A 17,685-nucleotide genomic window follows, 5' to 3' on the forward strand; every position below is an offset into this window, starting at 1 on the left:
CTCGCTCTTCTCGGGGGACGGACAGGGGACGGGCGGCGGCCGGGGGCTACGGGAGCATCCAGGCGAGGATGTTCGACTGGAGATAGACCAGTGTGCACATGGCCGCGAGGAGCAGCAGGCTCCATCGGACCGCGGTGCGGAAGAGCTCCGACTCGCGCCCCACCATGCCGACGGCGGTGGCGGCGATGGTCAGGTTCTGCGGGCTGATCATCTTGCCGACGACCCCGCCCGAGGTGTTCGCGGCGACGAGCAGCGCCGGGTCCAGTCCGGTCTTCTCGGCGGCGGCCTGCTGCAGCGTGGCGAAGAGCGCGTTGGCCGAGGTGTCGGAGCCGGTGATCGCGGTGCCGAGCCAGCCCAGCAGGGGCGAGAGGAAGGCGAAGGCGGTGCCCGCGCCGGCGATCCAGGTGCCGATGGTGAGGGTCTGGCCGGACTGGTTCATCACGTACGCCAGCCCGAGGACGGAGGCGACGGTGAGCAGCGCCCAGCGCAGCGACGCCACGGTCCCGGCGAACTCCCGTGCGGCTGTGCCCGGGGAGAGCCGGTAGACGGCGGCGACGAGAAGGCCGGAGAGGAGCAGCAGGGTGCCGGGGGAGGAGAGCCAGGGGAGGGTGTAGACGGTGGTGGCCGAGGGCTCTCCGGACGCGTCCAGCAGCCGGCCGTCCAGTCCCGGCCAGGGCAGGGCGGCGTCGGTGGCGGCCAGCGCCTCCTCGGCGGCCGTCCAGAGCTTGGAGACGGAGAAGACCGCGATGACGACGAGATAGGGGAGGAAGGCCAGGGCGTAGCGGCGGCCCGAGGGGGTCGAGGGTCCGGGCCGGGGGCCCGTCCCCGGTTCCGTGTCGGGCCCGGGCTCCGGCGCCGGGGCCGGTTCCTGCGGCCGTCGCGGCGCGGGGGCCGCGACGGTCCGGTGCCGTACGGCGGCCGGGGCGGTGCTGCCGGGGCCTGCGGCACCCGGCGCGGGGGCTGCGGCGCCGGGTGCGGGGGCGTCCGTGCCGCTCCCGGGGGCTTCCGGGCGCCGCCCGCTGTCGGTCTCGGGGCCGTCGCCGCGCTCCTCCCGCAGGGCCTGCCGTGCCTCCTCGCCGGCGCCCGGCCGCCAGACGCGCAGGAAGAGGACCACGGCGGCGAGCGCCGCGAGCGAGGCGATGATGTCCGTGAGCTCCACCGAGACGTAGTTCGCGGAGACGAACTGCGCCAGGGCGAACACCGCGCCGCACACCAGGGCCACGGGCCAGGTCTGGCGGACGCCGCGGCGCCCGTCCACGATCAGCGTCAGCAGCAGCGGCACGAAGAGCGCGATCAGCGGTGTCTGGCGTCCGACATAGGCGCCGATCTCCGGGTACGGGATGCCCGTCAGATTGCCCGCGGTGATGATCGGGATGGCGATGGCCCCGAAGGCGACCGGCGCGGTGTTGGCCACCAGCACGGTGATCGCGGCGCGCGCGGCCGGGAAGCCGAGGGCCATCAGCATCACGCCGGTGATCGCGACCGGGGCGCCGAAGCCGGCGAGCGCCTCGAGCAGCCCGCCGAAGCAGAAGGCGATGATGACCGCCTGGATCCGGGGATCGTCGCTCACCAGGTTGAAGGCGTGCCGGAGATCCTCGAAGCGCCCGCTGACCACGGTCAGCCGGTAGAGCCAGATCGCAGCGACGACGATCCACATGATCGGGAACAGGCCGAAGGCCGCCCCCTCGGTCGCCGAGAGCAGGGCGAGGCCGGGTGGCATGCCGTAGGCCGTCACGGCGACGCCCACGGCGGCGCCCAGTGCGGCGAGCCCGGCCCAGTGGGCCTTGAGGCGCAGGAATCCCAGCAGCACGAAGAGGGTGAGCAGGGGCAGGGCGGCGACCAGCGCGGAGAGCGCCAGGCTCTCGGCGACCGGGGTGGTGTCCGGCTGATACACGAGGTCCTCCCTGTGAGGGCTTGGTCAGACCAAAGAATGAGTGGACACACGCTAGGCACGGGCACTGCGGGCCGTCCAGGGGTTACGGGCGAGTAGGGAGATGTGGTCTGACCAAGCACGGTGCGGCGCGGCAGTATGATCGGGACGAGACGTGCGCGGGGCGACGCGGCCGGTGCGGGCGCGGCGCCGGGCGGGCGGCGACGGGCACGGTCACCGGCGCCCGCTGCGCCGGCCGCCCACCGCGCGCCGCCGTCGCCGACCCGGGAAGGACAGTCCGTGACCGAGGGGATGACCTGGGAGCCGGTGCCGCGGGCGCGCACCTTCGAGCTGGTGCTCGCGCGGATCGAGGAGCAGATCGTCGCCGGCAACCTCCGGGTGGGCGACCGGCTGCCGCCCGAGCGCGAGCTGGTCGACCTGCTGGGCGTCAGCCGCGCCGCCGTCCGCGAGGCGCTGCGGGTGCTGGAGGCGCAGGGGGTGCTGCGTCCCCGCGTCGGCACCGGGCCCTCCTCCGGCACCGTCATCGCCGCGATGCCCAGCGAGGGCCTGACCCGGTTGTTGCGCCTGCACCTCGCCCTCGCCAACTTCCCGCTCGCCGACGTCGTCGAGGCCCGGGCGACCCTGGAGCGCTCCAGCGCGCAGCTGGCCGCCGCGCAGGCCAGCGCCGACGAGCTGACCGCCATGCGGACCGCGCTGGAGGAGATGGAGCGACCCGGTCTGCCGCTGGACCGGTTCAACGACCACGACACGGCCTTCCATGTGGCGATCGCCGAGGCCGCGCGCAACCGGCTGGTCGCCGACCTGACCACCGCGGTGCGCGGCGCGGTCCGCCCGCTGCTGCTCGACGCCTTCGAACGCATCGGCGACTGGGAGGCGGTGGTGGTCCGCCTGCGCGGGGAGCACCGTGCGCTCTACGACGCCATCGCCGCGGGCGACGGCGACCGCGCGGGCGCCCTGGCCGAAGCCCATGTCCGCGGGTTCCACCAGGAGGTGGTCCAGGGACTGCTCGACGGCGGGCCGGAGCCGGCGGCCGGGCGCTCCTGACGGCGGACCGGCCCCCGCCGTCAGGAGCGCCCGGGCACCGCGTTCCCGTCCGCCCGCCGCCAGGGGCCGCTCGCTGCGTACCGGCCGCCTCCGGCCGGCGGGCCGCCGCGTGCTCCGCGCCGCGTACGAACGGGCCGGGGGCGGGGCTACGCCTCGGGCTCCTCCAGGCCCCAGCTGTGGATCCACCGCGGATGGATGCGGATCAGCTCCTCGCTGAAGTGCGGGCCCAGCTCGTGCGGACCGGTGTGCAGCTCGGCCTCCCCGCGGATCTCCACGCCGCGCACCCGCCACGGGCGGACGCTCACCAGGTCGTCGACCACGAGCGCCAGCCGCGGGTTCCCGTGCAGGTTGCGCCACTTCTTCGTCCGCCCGAGAGCGAAACCGCCGATCAGGATGGTGCCGTCCTCCTGCGGGAAGAAGCCGACCGGATTCGCCTGCGGCTGCCCCCGCTGGTCCACGGTGGCCAGCCGGCCCAGGCGCTGGGTACGGAGATAGGCGAGTTCGGCCGTGGTGAACGCCTTGTCACGGCTGTGATCCGTCATGCCGCCAGCGTCACACGCCCCGGGAGCCCGCGCATCGGCTGAGGGACGTACGTCCGCCGGACCGGACCGGGCCGCGGCCCTGCCCGTCAGCCGCCGAGCACGACGCCCAGCCAGCCGCCCACCACCAGCAGGCAGGCCGTCTCCTCCACCAGCATGTTCCGGCCGATCGCCCGCATCACCGCGCGGGTGGAGGACCGTGCGGCGCCGTGGCCGCCGAGCCGGTGGCGCTCGTGGGCGTAGAGGCCGCCGAGGAAACCCGGCACCACGCCCAGCACCGGCACCAGGAAGAAGCCGGCGGCTCCGGTCGCGCCCGCCAGCAGCAGTGCTCTTCGCCGGGCCCCGGAGGCACGCAGGCTGCGGGCCGGCAGCAGCCACTGCACCACCAGGTTGGTGAGCAGCAGCGCTGTCGCGCCCATCAGGAGCCACCAGGAGAGGGCACCGCGCTCCGTCATCGCCCACCACAGCACGCCGGCCCAGACCAGCAGCGGGCCCGGCGCCCCGGGGACCACCGTGCCGACGACGCCGAGCAGCATCACCAGCCCCACCAGCGGGAGCTGCCACGTCCCCATCCCCATGCGCCCAGGGTCCCGCAGGAACGGGGCGGCCGCCTGCCGCCCGCCGTTCCCGGCGACCGGCTTACAGGCGGGTGCCGGACGGGGACAATGACGCCATGAGCGAGCAGGGCGAACAGCCGGGCGAATCCGTCACCGCGCGCGACTGGTGGAGCCGGCTGTACGCACCGGACGCCGCGGACGCCGGTCGTGACGGAGCACCGGACACGCTCGACGAACGCTTCGCCTCGGCGTCCCGCGCAGTGGGGCGGCAAACCCCCTCCGGGGAGCCGGCCGGCCCGGGGGAGCGGACGAGGCACGGAGCCTCCCCGGACGCCGCCGGGGGTGGGGAGCCCGGTCCCGTACGCGGCACCGGCGGCGGCGCCGGCCCCGCGGCCGGCGCCGGTCCCGGACAGGGGGAGCCGGACACCGGGGCCGGAGCGCCGACTGCCGCCACCGGCGGGGCGCCGGCCGGCGAAGCGGGCCGGGTACGGGGCGTGCTGCCGCCGGCGGAGCCCGGGGCGCTCGCCGATCTGGTGCCCGACACCGTGCTGGACGGTGCCCACTACGGCGGTCTCACCCTGCGCGCCGCCTCCACTCGGGGCGAGGCCGCCCGCGAGCGGGGCACACCCCGTGGGGAGGCGCTGCTCACCGCCCGCTTCGGCGGCGGGGACGCGGGCGGGCCCGGGGTGCTGCTGGTGGCGGTGGCCGCCGGGCAGGCTCCCGAGCCCGGCGGCCGGCGGGCCGCGCGCGAGCTGGTGCACCTGCTGGGGGAGGCCGTGGGACGCAGCCGTACGCGCCTCGCCGAGGACCTGGCCACGGGCCGTCGCAGCATGCTCAAGTCCGGCCTGAAGCGCCTCACCGACCGTTGTTACGGCCGGCTGCGGGCCCAGGCCGCGGCGTTGGGGCTGGCGCCCGGCGACCACACCGCCGGACTGCGGTGCCTGCTGCTCCCCGCGGACCCGCGCTGCACCGTGCGCCTGTTCTTCGGCTACGGCGACGGCGGGCTGTTCCGGTTGCGGCACGGTGTCTGGCAGGACGTCGAGCCGCGCTCCTCCGGGCCCGCCGGCTCCCCGGCGGTACCGCCGGCACCGGCGGGGCCGGTGAGCCGGGGGGCGGAGGGGCCGGTCCCGGGGCCGCCGGAGGGCCCGCCGCACGGGTCTCCGGAGGGCTCGCCGGACCCGGCCGCGCCTGCCGGGGGGCCCGTCCTGCCCGGCCCGTTCGACAGGGCGGAGCCGGAGGCCGAGCCGGAGCCCTTCCGCTTCCGCGCCGGGGCAGCGGAACCAGGAGACGTGCTGCTGCTGTGCACTCCCGGCCTGGCCGGGCCGCTCCGCACCGACGCCGCGTTCGCGGGCGGGCTCGCGGACCGCTGGGGCGCCCGCGGGGCCGCGGGCCCGGCGGTGCCGGACCTTCCGGACTTCCTGGCCGACGTCCGGCAGCGGGACGGCGCCGGCGCGGCGGACCGTACGGCCGTTTCCGTCTGGGAGGACTGACCCGCAGCCGGCGCCGGGCGACGGGTCGCGGTCCGGCCGCGGCCCGGCGGTGCCCCGCACGGGCCCCGGCCGGTCCCGGACGGGCGTGGACTCAGCCGAACTGCCGCTCGATCGCGGCGAGTTTCTCCTCCAGGGAGTCCAGCCGCGGGCTGGCGTCGTCCTGCTCCTCGCCGGCGTCGCCGGTGCCCCTGCGTCCCCCGGCCCGGTGGTCGCCGTCGCCGGCGTCGCCGTGCGACCGGCGGCCGAGGCGGCGTCCCGGGCGGCCGGTGGGTTCCGCGCGGGTCAGGTCGGCGCGGGCCGTACGGGCGTCCTCCGCGGTGCCGTCCTCGATGGTGCCCTCCACCGCGGGCTCCAGGGCGGCCCGCGGCCGGGGCGGTGCCGCCGCGGCGACCTCCACCTCCACCGGCTGGTCGGCGCGGCCACGGTGCCAGAGCGGGTGCTGGCGGCGCAGCGCCTTGAGCCGGGCGCGTTCGAGCCTGTCCTGCTCGCGCTTGCGCTGCCGCTCCTCGTCCTGCCGGCGTCGCTCCTCGCGCACCTCGTCGACCGCCTCGTCGAGCGTCCGCACGCCCTCCAGAAGCATCAGCGACCAGGCGCCGTACGTCTCGCGCGGCGCCCGCAGCCAGCGCACGAAGCGGATCTGCGGGAGCGGCCGGGGCACCAGCCCCTGCTCGCGCAGCGCGGCCCGGCGGGTCTGCTTGAGCGCGCGGTCGAAGAGGATGGCCGCGGAGAGCGACATCCCGGCGAAGAACTGCGGGGCACCCGCGTGGTCGTCACCGCGCGGCGCGTGCACCCAGTTGAACCAGGCGGCGGCGCACGCGAACAACCACACGAGCAGCCGGGAGCCCAGGGAGGCGTCGCCGTGGCTGGCCTCGCGCACCGCGATCACGGCCGAGAACATGGCCGCTCCGTCCAGGCCGAAGGGGACGAGGTACTCCCATCCGCCGGAGAGGCCCAGGTTCTCCCGGCCGAAGCCGACCAGGCCGTGGAAGGAGAGGGCGGCGGCGACGCCGGCGCAGCAGAAGAGCAGGAGGTAGGAGGCGGTGGCGTAGACGGTCTCCTTGCGGCGGCGGCGTTCCTCCATCCGCTCCCAGGAGTCCGGCTGGGCGGTGTCCTCGCTCTGGTTCTTCTCGCGTCCGCGCGCCAGCATGACCACCGCCACCAGGGCGCCGGCGAGGAGCACGGTGCTCAGCAGCACCCAGTTCAGCGATATGTCCGTCATTGTCATCGGGTGTGGCCCTTTGCCGTTGCTGCCGTGGCAGCGTTGCTTGGCGTTGCTTGGCTGTCGCGGAGCATCCTGGACCAGCGGGGGCGGGTGGCAGGTGCTTTCGTCGCAACAATACGCCAACGGTGTGCATGGAGCCCAACCAGGGCCGCTGCGGGTCGAACTGACTACCCTTCAGTGCAAAGGCGTTCGATGCGCTCGGCGTCCCGGGTGCGCGGGCAGGTGACACAGGTGTCCTGCGGGCGCAGCGTGTAGAAGAGGCAGCAGCTCGCCCGGTTCCGGGTGGGCAGCCTCGTGCCGTCCGGGGCGGTCAGTTCGCGGAAGGAGGCGCCGCCCGGGTACGGGGCGGTGCCGCCCGGCAGCAGCAGCTCCGCCTCGGTCATGGCGCGCCGCTCCTCGCCGAGGAGCCGGCCGACGTACCAGAGGCCCTCGGTGATCTCGTCGGTGAGCATCCCCCACAGGGCGCGGGCGCCGCGCCGCATCCGGGGCCGGAAGGTCTCCAGGAGCGGCCCGAAGTGGTCCGCCACGGCGGAGCGGACCTCGGCGCGCAGCGCCTCCTCGTCCCGCACCACGCGGGCGCCGGGGAGGCCGGCGGCCGGGTCTCCGGGCAGGCAGGCGAACTCCTCGACGCGCGCCGCCATCCGGCCCCGGGTGCGGTGGAAGGAGACGGCGTCCACGGGGATGCGGGGCACCCGGCGGTGCAGGAACCAGGGAACGGTCACCAGCAGACAGGCCGGCCAGGCGTAGCGGTGCAGCCCGAAGCTGGCGATCACGTCCGGGCGGGCGCGCTCGCCGTGGTCGCGCTGCACCTGGGCGTCGTCCAGCGCCAGGTAGGCGTCGAGGGCGGTGCCGCCCGCGGCCAGTTCGGCGGCGGCGACCCAGCCGTCGCCACACGGGAGCACGGCGCACTCCTCCGCGGTGAGCGCGGGGAGGACCTCGGCGAGGCGCCGGTACGCGGCCGCGACAGGGGAAGGGGCCGGCGCTGCGGGCGCGGTGCGGGGTGCCGGGGCGAGTGCGGGCATGACCATCCGAGGACCACCGAATCGACGATCGATTACAGGTAAGCCTTACCTTACCCGACGGATCCGGGGTTTGATCTCGGGGCACCTCGGCCTAGGGTGCTGCTCGACACGTGGAGGGACAGATGGAGCAGACCCGGCCGGAGACCCCCATACGGCGCACGGACCCCGTGCCGGCCCCTCCCGCCCGTACGGCGTCGCCGCCGCCCGGCGGCCCGCCCGCTTCCGGTCCGGCACTGCCCGGTCCGGCCGGCGCGGAGGCCGGCGTCACCCCGGTGTGCGGGGCCGGCTCCGCCGGGCACCCCCGGGACGAGCACGAGCCCGAGCACCGCCACGAGCCCGGCCCCGCGCATCAGGCCCCGCCCGGCGACGCCCGCCCGCCCGCGGCACGGCCGCCCGGCGGACACCCCGCCGACGCTCACCCGGACGCCGGTCACCCGGCCGGCCGGGTGCCCCCGCGCACGCCGGGCCCGGGTGCTCCGTCCCCGGGCGTCTCTCCGGGGGGCCCATCCGGCCCGGCGGCGCCGGCACCGCCGTCCACCGCGGTGCCGGCCGGCGACGGCGGACCGCACCCGGTCACCGGGCGGCTCCCGCCCCAGCGGCACTCGGTGCGCGACCAGGTGCTGGCCGCGCTCCGGGAGGCGCTGCTGAGCGGTGAACTCGCCCCGGGCGAGGTCTACTCCGCCCCGGCGCTCGCCGCGCGGCACGGGGTCTCCCCGACCCCCGTACGGGAGGCGATGCAGCGGCTGGCCAGCGAAGGGCTGGTGGAGACCGTGCCGAACCGGGGCTTCCGGGTCACCGAGCACACCGCGCGGGACGCCGCCGAGCTCGCCGAGGTGCGGGCGCTGCTCGAGATCCCCACGGTGCGGGCGCTGGCCCGCACGCTCCCCGCCGAACGCTGGGACGAACTGCGCCCGCTGGCCGACGCGACGATGGCGGCGGCCGTGCGCGGCGACCGGTCCGGCTACGCGGAGGCCGACCGCGCCTTCCATCTGGCCCTGCTGGAGCTGCACGGCAACCACCGGCTCACGCTGCTCGCCGAGACCGTGCTGCGGCACGCCCAGTGCCCGGTGGCGGGCGTCGGTACGGGGCGTACGGGCGCGGGACGCCCCGGTCGCGCCGGCGGAGTGGCCGCCGCGGGAGCCGGGGGCCGTGCCGTGGCGGCGCGGCTGGTGCCGGCGGCCGCGGAGCACGTCGCCCTGCTCGACGCCCTGCGTTCCCGGGACCCGGCCGCGGCGGAGCGGGTCCTGCGGGCCCATCTCGGGCCCCGCTAGCGGAGTCGTCCCGGCACGTCGGTGACAGGCCTCACGCCTGAGGAGGTCGCTGCACCAGGCGAGGGCCTTCTGGTTGCGGTGGGGCAAGCGGGAGCCACGCCGGGCACCGGGATGCCCTCGTGCCCCACCGCAGCGCCCCGCTCCTCCCGGCCGGCCGTCTGCGTCCGGCCCGCCGTGTCCCGGGCGACGGGGCGTCGGTATCCGGCCTGCGGAGCGTCTCGTCGTCGCGTGGGCGTCCCGGCGGTGCGGCGTGTCACGAACGGCGCGAGCGCGGCGGGGCGGTGGGGGCGGTGGGGGTGCGGCACGGCCGGGCGGCCCCGGTCGGGTGACCGGGGCCGCCGGGACGCCGCGGTGAGCGGCGTGGTGCGGTGCGGTGCGCGTGTGGCGCTCGCGTCAGTAGACGACGAGGCCGTAGCGGTTCGTCACCTCGGTCACCGGCTGGAAGAACGTGGTGCCGCCGTAGGTGCAGTTGCCGCTGCCGCCCGAGGTGAGGCCGAGCGCGGTGTTGCCGGAGAACAGCGCGCCGCCGCTGTCGCCGGGCTCGGCGCAGACGTTGGTCTGGATCATGCCGTAGACGACGTCGCCGCCGCCGTAGTTGACCGTGGCGTTGAGGCCGGTCACCGAGCCGCCGTGCAGGCCGGTGGTGCTGCCGCTGCGGAGCACCGACTGGCCGACGTACGCGTTGCCGACGCCGGTGATGTCCCGGGTGCTGCCGTTGTAGAGGTTGACGACGCCGGGGTGCGAGCCGGAGTCGTTCCGGATCACGCCGTAGTCGTTGCCCGGGAAGCTGGAGGCGGCCGTCGGGCCGACACCGGACCAGTAGGGGTAGCCGTCGGTGCAGTGGCCCGCGGTGATGACGTAGTAGGTGCTGCCGATCCGGGCGTTGAAGCCGGCGGAGCAGCGCCACGAGGGCGCGTAGATGGCGTCGCCGCCGCGGACGAGCTTGGAGAACTCGCCGCGGGTGCGCTCGATGGAGACCGCTCCGTCGAAGCGGTCGGCGACCCGGCGGAGCTTCGCCATCTCCCGGGCGTCCACGGTGCTGTCGGCCTTCACGGAGAGCTGGTTGCTCACCGGGTCGACCGACCACGCGGTGCCCTTGATGTCGGCGTCGTGCTCGACGGCCTTCGCGGCCTTCGCCAGGTCGGCCTTGCTGTGCTCGACGACCTTCGCCACGGCGCCGGTCGCCCGGACCTTCGCCGCGTCGGCGCGGTCCGTGACGGTGACGACCATGCGGCCGGAGTCGTTCTGGTAGGCGCCGCCGGTCTGCGTGGCGCCGAGGTCCGCCTCGAGGGCCCGCGCGGTGGCGGGGGTCGCCCGCTCCGCGGTCGGTGCGGGGGCCGCCGTGGCGGCCGGCGAGGCGAGTGCGGCGGCGACGAGGCCCGTCGCCAGTGCTGCGGCGATCCGGCCGCGGGATATGACACGCGACGAGACAGAGGGTCTGGCCTTCACGCGTTCCTCCTGTGTGGGGTGTGTGTGGGGGTGGGACGCACGCCCGGTGGGGCGGCGCCCGGAACGCATCCCCGGTTCCGGCCCGGTGGGGGGTGGCTCGTGGGTTCAGGGCGGGCGGTCTCGGTGACAGCGGTGAGTATTGGCCCGCGTCACCGAGCGCCACAAGGGGCCCGTACGCACCGGATATTCACGCCGGATGTGAACGAGCCAATGTTTGGAAGCGCGGATTCCGCGCCAGTGGGAGGGCTCCCACCGGCGGTTGTATACGGTTCCGGGCGGCCGCCGCCGGGCACGGTGACGCTCCGTGCGCGGCCCAGGGGACGCCCGGAACGGGCGCACGGGAGGTGCCGGCCCGGGCGGCGGCCGCGCGCGGTCGTACGGCGTTCGGCCGACCGCCGTGTGGAGGTCGCGCACGGCCGTCGGCAGGCGTTCACCGCCCTTGCGGAGCTCCGGGCACGGCCGTACGCAGGCCGTGCACCGGGTGGCCGGCCCGCGGTGGGGCCGCCCCCGGTGCGGCACCTGCGGCGCCGGCCGCTGCGGTGCCGGCCGGTACGGGGGAGTCAGCCGGGCAGGCGGGAGGCCAGCCAGGTCGGCACGCCGCCCAGCAGGCGGAAGAGGCGGCCCGCCTCCTCCCGCAGCCGGGCGCCCTCCGCCTCCGGCTGCACGTCCGCGAGGGCCACCAGGGCCGGGGCCATACCCACCAGGAACCCGAGCTGTTCCCGCAGCAGCAGGGACTCACGGAAGCCGTGCCGGGCCTCCGCCAGTTCACCGTCGCGCAGGGCCAGGCCCGCCAGGTGCCGCCAGGTGAACGAGCAGAGCAGCCCGTCGCCCTGGGCTGTCGCGGCCGCGTGGGCGCGCCGGTAGGCGGCCCGGGCCGCCTGCGGGCTGTCGCTCAGGTGCTCGGCGAGCAGGCCGCGCCGGAAGTCGAGCATGGCGCGGCCCTCCGCGTCCGGGCCCAGCAGCGCCGCCGCCCGCCCCAGCGCCGCCCGCGCCTCGTCGGCCCGGTCCCGTACACCCAGCACCGTGGCGGCGTAGGCGAGGTGGCCCCGCTCGCAGGCGGCCGCGCCGCGCTCGTCGTCGTCCCGTGCGGCGCCCTCGGCGGCGCGCAGCGCCTCCTCGGCCTCCTCCCAGCCGTCGGCGGTGAACATGCACCGTTCCACCAGCAGGGCCGCACGCCGGATCGCGGCCTCCGACCCGTGTGCCGCGTGCGGCTCCAGCAACGCCGCCGCGTCGTCCCAGCACCCCCGCGAACGCAGTCGCCACACCGCCCGCTCGGACGGGGAGTCCCCGCCGTACGCGGACGTGGGCGGGCGTGGCTCCCCACCCTTCTTCCGTGCCGGACGTGACATGGCGGTGTCCGCCACATTGCCCTCCCCAAGCGCGCCTTCGAGCCGGATGTGAGCGCATCTCAGCACGAAGTCGGGGGCCCCGCCAAGAGCAAGTGTGAAGCAATTCACAAAGTTTTACTCTGGGGCGCCGTCTGCCAAGCGCCCCGCCGCAGCAGCCGCAGGCCGTTGAGCCCGACCAGCACCGTCGACCCCTCGTGTCCCGCCACGCCCAGCGGCAGCGGGAGGGTGCCGAGCAAATCCCAGGCGACCAGGACGACGATGGCGGTCCCCGCGATCACCAGGTTCTGCACCACCAGCCGCCGCGCCCGCCGGGACAGCGCCACCACGGCCGGGACGGCGTGCAGCTCGTCCCGCACCAGCACCGCGTCCGCGGTCTCCAGCGCCAGGTCCGCGCCGGTCCTGCCCATGGCCAGTCCGGTGTCCGCGGCCGCCAGGGCGGGGGCGTCGTTCACCCCGTCCCCGACGAGCAGCACCCGCTCGCCCTCCCCCTGCAGCTCCCGGACCGCGGCCACCTTCTGCTCCGGCAGCAGCGCGGCCCGTACGGCGGTCCGGTCGATGCCGCACGCGCCCGCCAGCCGGGCGGCGGCCCCCGGTCCGTCGCCGGTGAGCAGCACCGGCGGGCGGGCGGTCTGCGCCCGCAGGCGGGCGACCGCCTCGCGGGCACCCGGGCGCGGCCGGTCGGCCAGGCCGAGGACCCCCGCCGGCCGCCCGTCCAGGCGTACGACGACCGCGGTGAGGCCGAGCGCGGCCAGTTCCGCGAGCTCCCGCTCCAGGGGACCGTCCGCGGGGGCCGCCGTGCCGTCCGCGGGACCGCCTGCCTGCGGCGCGACCACGGCCGCCGGGCCGCCTGCCGGTAGCGGGTCCGGTGCCGTGACGTCCTGTGGGGCGTGCACGGCCGCCCGCGTCCTGCCGCCCGGCCGTCCGCCGTGCTCCGGGGCCTGCCGGCCGGCCGCGACCGTTCCGCGCCCGCTGTCCGCCGCTCCCGCCCGGCCGTCCCCTCCGGGGGGCCCGGGGGGCGCGACCGTGCCGCCGGCCGGAGCCGCAGCGCCCGCCGGGGGTGTGGCGCACGACGGGCCGTCGGCGGCCGCCCCGCCCACCGTGGGGCCACCGTCCGGCGTGGTGTCCCCGGGGACGGGGCGCCGCGCGTGGTCCCCGGCGCGGTCCGGTGCGGCCTCACAGCCCCCCGCGGGCTCGCCCGGGCCGGAGCCCCCGGGGACGCGGTGCGGCGCGCCCACCTCCACCAGAACGCCCTCCACCTCGGCGCGGACCCCGTGCCCCGGGACGGCCGTGAACCCCGCCGCCGGCAGTGCGGGCAGGCCGGCTCCCGCGGCGGCGACGGCCCGGCCCAGGGGGTGCTCGCTGGAGCGTTCCGCAGCGGCGGCCAGCGCCAGCAGCCGCTCCCGGCCCGCCTCCCCGCCGCTTCCGGCACCGTGCGGCCCGGGCAGCATCCGTACCTGGACGACCGCCGGCTCGCCCGCGGTCAGCGTCCCGGTCTTGTCGAAGGCGACGCGGTCCACCGTGCCCAGCCGCTCCATCACCGCCGCCGACTTCACCAGCACGCCGTGGCGCCCGGCGTTGGCGATCGCCGCCAGCAGCGGCGGCATGGTGGCCAGCACCACCGCGCACGGCGAGGCCACGATCATGAACGTCATGGCCCGGAGCAGCGTCTCCTGCACCGCCGCCCCGAAGGCCAGCGGCACCGCGAAGACCGCCACGGTGGCCGCCACCATGCCCAGGGCGTAGCGCTGTTCGACGCGTTCGACGAAGAGCTGCCCGGGCGCCTTGGTGCGGCTCGCCTCCTCGACCAGCGCGACGATCCGCGCGAGCACCGAGTCCCCGGCCTCCCGGTCGACCCGTACGCGCAGCGCGCCGCGGCCGTTGAGGGTGCCGGCGAACACCGTGTCACCGGCCGTACGGGGCACCGGGACCGGTTCCCCGGTGACCGAGGACTGGTCCACGTCGCTCGCCCCGTCCAGCACTGTGCCGTCGGCGCCGATCCGCTCTCCCGGTCGTACCCGCACCACGTCGCCGGGGGTCAGCCCGGCGGCCGCCACGCGCTCCTCGCCGCCGTCCGCCCGTTCCCGGGTGGCCTGTTGCGGCGCCAGGTCCAGCAGCCCGCGGACGGAGTCGGCGGTGCGCCGGGTGGCGAACGCCTCCAGCGCGCCCGAGGTGGCGAAGATGACGATGAGCAGGGCGCCCTCCAGCGGCTGCCCGATGGCGGCGGCGCCGAGTGCGGCGGCGACCATCAGCAGGTCCACGTCCAGGGTCCGTTCGCGGAGCGCGGCCAGTCCCTCGCGGGCGGGCTCCCAGCCGCCGGTCGCGTAGCAGACGGCGTAGCAGGCCCAGGCGGCGGCGCCGGGCGCGGGGGAGAGGTCCAGGGCGAGGCCGAGCAGGAAGGCGAGGGTCGCGGCGGCGGCCCAGCGGGCCTCGGCGAGCCCGGCGAGCTGTCGGATCCAGGTCATGGGGGCACCTCGGGGCACCTTGGGGCGGACGGTCGGCGGCCATGAATGAATGAAGACCTCTTCATGTATTCATGCACGGCCGGGACCGTACCATGCCTGGCATGGGACACGGAGCCGACGGCCGGGCCACCCCGGCGGCCAAGCTGGACACGGAGAGCGCCGCCTCCGTCGCGGCCACCCTGCAGGCGCTGGCCACGCCGTCCCGGCTGCTGATCCTGTCCCGCCTCCGCGAGGGGCCGCTGCCGGTGACGGAGCTGGCCGAGGCGGTCGGGATGGAACAGTCCGCCGTCTCCCACCAGTTGCGCCTGCTGCGCGCGCTCAGCCTCGTCGCCGGCGACCGGCAGGGGCGCCGCACCGTCTACCGGCTGCACGACAACCACGTGGCGCAGTTGCTCGACGAGGCCGTCTACCACATCGAGCACCTGCAACTGGGCCTGCGCGACGGCCCCCCGGCGGGCTGATCCGCCGGGGGGCCGTCGCGGGCGCGGGCGCGCCGGTCAGTCGCGCGGGAAACCCTCGGTCCGCAGGGTGAGGTCGTCCTGCTCGGCCGTCTCGGTCCTGTCGGTCAGCTCGACGGTCACGGTGACGCTCCGTCCCCGCCGCGCCGGATCACGCGGCCGCACGGGACAAACGATACGTCCGGGGTGTCCGTCACGGGGGTGTCCGGGCGGTATGACGAACGCATCGGCGCCTCGTCCGGCGTCTTCACCGTTTCTGCACCCCGCGCGTGCCCTGCGTGATTTTCCCTGTCCGTTCTGGCAGTTTTTAGTCTGGTTTGCCGGGAGATTCGGAGGCGAAGTCGTGCGTCGAGTCGTGCGTGTGTTCCACGTGCTGGCCGGTCGGGGAGCGAGATGCGTGCTCACCGCCCTGGCGGTGGCGGCCGTTCCCGCCGTGGCCGGTGCCGCTCCGGCGGAACGCGGGGCGTCGGACGCGTCGCTCGCCGAGCGCTTCCAGGCCGTCCAGCGCGGCGGCATCGTCCGGGCCGCCAACGCGGTGCCGGTCCCGTGTGCCGGCGGCCCGCGGGCCGCCCGCTGCCCGGGACCCCGCGGGGCCGCCGCCGACCGCGGCTCCCGCACCGGCGTCTCCAGCAGCGCCGTGCTGCGGCTCCCCGAAGGCTCCCGGGTCAGCCACGCGCGGCTCTACTGGGGCGGCACCCTGCGCGCCGGCGCGCGGAAGCCCGCCGACGCCGGCGGGCGGGTGCTCCTCTCCGCACGGGACGGCCGCGCCACGGAGGTGCGCGCGGACTCCCGCTCCCGGCACCCGGTATCGGGGAAGGCCCGCGGGTACTCCGCAGCGGCCGACGTCACCCGCCTGATCCGGCGCGGCGGCGCCGGACGGTACACCGTCGCCGCACCGCCCGCCGTGGGCCGCTCCACCACCGCCGTCCTGCGCGGCTGGGCGCTCGTGGTCGCGTACGAGAACCACCGGGAGCCGCTGCGGCACCTCATGCTCTGGGACGGGCACGCCGCCCTGGGCACCCCGGAACTCCGCCGCATGTGGGTCTGGTACGAGGGACTGCGGATCCCCGCGGACGCCTCCGGCTCCCTCGGGATCGTCGCCTACGGCGGCGACCGCGGCAGCGGCGGCGAGTCGCTGGCCGTCCGCACCGGCGACCGCTCGTTCACCCGCCTCCACGACGCGGCCAACCCGGCCCGCGACCCGCTGAACGCCACCGTCACCGACCACGGCAGGCCCGTCGCCGGACGGATCCCCGCATCCGCCGTCACCACCGGCCTGGACGCGGACGTGTTCGACCTCGCCCCGGCACTGCGGGACGGTGCCCGCCGGCTCGAGGTGCGCTTCGACGGCGCCGAGGAGCAGCACCTGCTCGGAGCGTTCTTCCTGCAGACGTCCGCCCGTCACTGAGCAGCGCCGGCCCCGGCCGGCCGTCCGGGGCGTCCGGAGAGCCAACCCGTCCGACCGTGGGGAGAGCGCGTGCCGCACCAGCAGATCCAGCAGACCGCAACGCGACCGGACCGTGCCCCGGCACCGGCCGGCACCGGCCGCGCGAGCGCCCGTACGCCGTACGCCGGCCGCCCGGCGCCCTCGCGGCCCGCCCGGACCCGGGCGGCCCGGTTCACGGTGCTGCACGTGGCCCAGCCCGTCACCGGCGGCGTCGCCCGGGTCGTCACCGAACTGATCCGCGCCCAGGTCGAGTCCGGGCTCCGGGTCGCCCTCGCCTGCCCGCCCGGCGGCGCCCTGGCCCGGGAGGCCGCAGCGGCCGGAGCCGCCCTGCACCGGTGGGACGCCGGGCGGGAGCCGGGCGCCGGGCTGGCACGGGAGATCGCGGGAGTGGCGCGCGCGGTGCGGCGCGCCGCGCCCGACCTGGTGCACGCGCACAGCGCCAAGGCCGGCCTCGCGGCGCGGCTGGCCGTGCGCGGCCGGGTGCCGACCGTGTTCCAGCCGCACGCCTGGTCGTTCGAGGCCGTGACCGGCACCCGCGCCCGGCTGGCGCGGCACTGGGAGCGGCGCGCGGCCCGCTGGACGGCGCGCATCCTCTGCGTGAGCGACGACGAACTGCGCCGCGGCCGCCGGGCCGGCGTCGAGGCGGAATGGGCGGTCGTGCCCAACGGCGTGGACACCGCGGCCTTCCCGCCCGCCTCCCCCGGGGACGCCGCGCGGGCGCGGGCCGCCCTGCCCGCCCTGCGCGCACTGCCGGACGAGGCGCCGCTCCTCGTCTGCCTCGGCCGGCTGTGCCGTCAGAAGGGACAGGACGTGCTGCTGCGTGCCTGGCCGCGGATCGCCGCCCGGCACCCCGACGCCCGGCTCGCCCTCGTCGGCGACGGCGCCGCACCGCCCCTCCCGCCGGGCGAGGCCGCCGCACGGGTGCTGCTCGCCGGACCCACCACGGACCCGGGCGCCTGGTACGCGGCGGCCGACCTCGTCGTGCAGCCGTCCCGCTGGGAGGGCATGGCACTGGCGCCGCTGGAGGCCATGGCCTGCAGCCGCCCGGTCGTGCTCAGCGAGGTCGACGGCGCCCGCGAGAGCCTCCCCGCCGGCCAGGCCGGGCCGTGCCTGGTGCCGCCGGAGGACCCGCACGCGCTGGCCTCCGCGGTCCTCCGGCTGCTCGCCGACCCGGAGCTGCGCGCCGAGCTGGGGGACCAGGCGCAGCGCCATGTGCGCGCGGAGCGGGACGTACGCCGGACGGCCACGGCGGTCGACGCCCTCTACCGCGACCTGCTCGGCCTCCCGGACCCCGGGCTCGAGGAACCGGCCGGCCGATGACCATGGAGAGCACCGGTGCGCTCGGGACCGGGACGGCGGTCCCGCCCGCGGGGGCGGCCGCCGGCGGCACGTCCCCCGGCGTTCCCGCGCCCCGTGCCGCCACCGGGCGGCACGGGTGGCGGCCGGGTGGCTCCGGGCGGCCGGCCGCGCTGGTGGCCGCGGAC

Annotated in this window: 15 protein-coding genes; 6 read left to right on the top strand and 9 right to left on the bottom strand. The window is 77.1% G+C overall.

Annotation, left to right across the window (positions count from 1 at the left end):
• Positions 1-46 precede the first annotated feature (46 nt).
• Entirely contained in the window at positions 47-1,894 is a 1,848-nt protein-coding gene (locus HOY81_RS21055) for an L-lactate permease (RefSeq protein ID WP_237322042.1), read from the bottom strand.
• A 276-nt stretch (positions 1,895-2,170) separates the two neighbouring features.
• Here HOY81_RS21055 and HOY81_RS21060 point away from each other — a divergent pair, with 276 nt between their 5' ends.
• Positions 2,171-2,935, top strand: a complete 765-nt coding sequence (locus HOY81_RS21060; protein WP_308341146.1) for an FCD domain-containing protein — start codon at positions 2,171-2,173, stop codon at positions 2,933-2,935.
• A 146-nt stretch (positions 2,936-3,081) separates the two neighbouring features.
• On the opposite strand, the gene HOY81_RS21065 is transcribed toward HOY81_RS21060, so the two are convergent.
• Both HOY81_RS21065 and HOY81_RS21070 read right to left on the bottom strand, forming a co-directional pair.
• On the bottom strand, positions 3,082-3,477 hold the full coding sequence (locus HOY81_RS21065) for a PPOX class F420-dependent oxidoreductase (protein WP_237322043.1): 396 nt from the start codon (positions 3,475-3,477) through the stop codon (positions 3,082-3,084).
• 86 nt (positions 3,478-3,563) lie between these two features.
• Complete coding sequence (locus tag HOY81_RS21070; protein ID WP_237322059.1) at positions 3,564-4,046, bottom strand: DUF456 domain-containing protein; 483 nt, start codon at positions 4,044-4,046, stop codon at positions 3,564-3,566.
• Positions 4,047-4,147: 101 nt separating this feature from the next.
• On the opposite strand from HOY81_RS21070, the gene HOY81_RS21075 reads away from it, so the two are divergent.
• Complete coding sequence (locus tag HOY81_RS21075; RefSeq protein WP_237322044.1) at positions 4,148-5,521, top strand: protein phosphatase 2C domain-containing protein; 1,374 nt, start codon at positions 4,148-4,150, stop codon at positions 5,519-5,521.
• 91 nt (positions 5,522-5,612) lie between these two features.
• On the opposite strand, the gene HOY81_RS21080 is transcribed toward HOY81_RS21075, so the two are convergent.
• Together HOY81_RS21080 and HOY81_RS21085 are read right to left on the bottom strand one after the other, a co-directional pair.
• Entirely contained in the window at positions 5,613-6,746 is a 1,134-nt protein-coding gene (locus HOY81_RS21080) for a DUF2637 domain-containing protein (RefSeq protein ID WP_237322045.1), read from the bottom strand.
• A gap of 164 nt (positions 6,747-6,910) precedes the next feature.
• Entirely contained in the window at positions 6,911-7,771 is an 861-nt protein-coding gene (locus tag HOY81_RS21085; RefSeq protein WP_237322046.1) for a (2Fe-2S)-binding protein, read from the bottom strand.
• 536 nt (positions 7,772-8,307) lie between these two features.
• Between HOY81_RS21085 and HOY81_RS21090 the strand changes: the two genes are divergently transcribed.
• On the top strand, positions 8,308-9,036 hold the full coding sequence (locus HOY81_RS21090; protein ID WP_237322047.1) for a GntR family transcriptional regulator: 729 nt from the start codon (positions 8,308-8,310) through the stop codon (positions 9,034-9,036).
• Between the two features lie 393 nt (positions 9,037-9,429).
• On the opposite strand, the gene HOY81_RS21095 is transcribed toward HOY81_RS21090, so the two are convergent.
• The 3 genes from HOY81_RS21095 to HOY81_RS21105 form a co-directional block, all read right to left on the bottom strand.
• Positions 9,430-10,485, bottom strand: coding sequence for a S1 family peptidase (locus HOY81_RS21095; RefSeq protein ID WP_237322048.1), 1,056 nt, complete (start codon positions 10,483-10,485; stop codon positions 9,430-9,432).
• Positions 10,486-11,045: 560 nt separating this feature from the next.
• Complete coding sequence (locus HOY81_RS21100) at positions 11,046-11,834, bottom strand: hypothetical protein (protein WP_237322049.1); 789 nt, start codon at positions 11,832-11,834, stop codon at positions 11,046-11,048.
• Positions 11,835-11,938: 104 nt separating this feature from the next.
• Positions 11,939-14,296, bottom strand: coding sequence for an HAD-IC family P-type ATPase (locus tag HOY81_RS21105; protein ID WP_237322050.1), 2,358 nt, complete (start codon positions 14,294-14,296; stop codon positions 11,939-11,941).
• A 101-nt stretch (positions 14,297-14,397) separates the two neighbouring features.
• Here HOY81_RS21105 and HOY81_RS21110 point away from each other — a divergent pair, with 101 nt between their 5' ends.
• Complete coding sequence (locus HOY81_RS21110) at positions 14,398-14,757, top strand: metalloregulator ArsR/SmtB family transcription factor (protein WP_237322051.1); 360 nt, start codon at positions 14,398-14,400, stop codon at positions 14,755-14,757.
• 36 nt (positions 14,758-14,793) lie between these two features.
• Here the strand turns inward: HOY81_RS21110 and HOY81_RS27495 are convergent, their stop codons facing one another.
• Entirely contained in the window at positions 14,794-14,919 is a 126-nt protein-coding gene (locus HOY81_RS27495; protein ID WP_272893107.1) for a hypothetical protein, read from the bottom strand.
• Positions 14,920-15,151: 232 nt separating this feature from the next.
• On the opposite strand from HOY81_RS27495, the gene HOY81_RS21115 reads away from it, so the two are divergent.
• A complete protein-coding gene (locus HOY81_RS21115; RefSeq protein ID WP_237322052.1) occupies positions 15,152-16,162 on the top strand; it encodes a hypothetical protein in 1,011 nt (336 codons plus the stop codon).
• Between the two features lie 216 nt (positions 16,163-16,378).
• Positions 16,379-17,521, top strand: a complete 1,143-nt coding sequence (locus tag HOY81_RS21120) for a glycosyltransferase (protein WP_237322060.1) — start codon at positions 16,379-16,381, stop codon at positions 17,519-17,521.
• Positions 17,522-17,685: the final 164 nt, after the last annotated feature.

It is taken from the genome of Streptomyces sp. JJ36 (genome assembly GCF_021696945.1).
GTDB lineage: Bacteria > Actinomycetota > Actinomycetes > Streptomycetales > Streptomycetaceae > Streptomyces.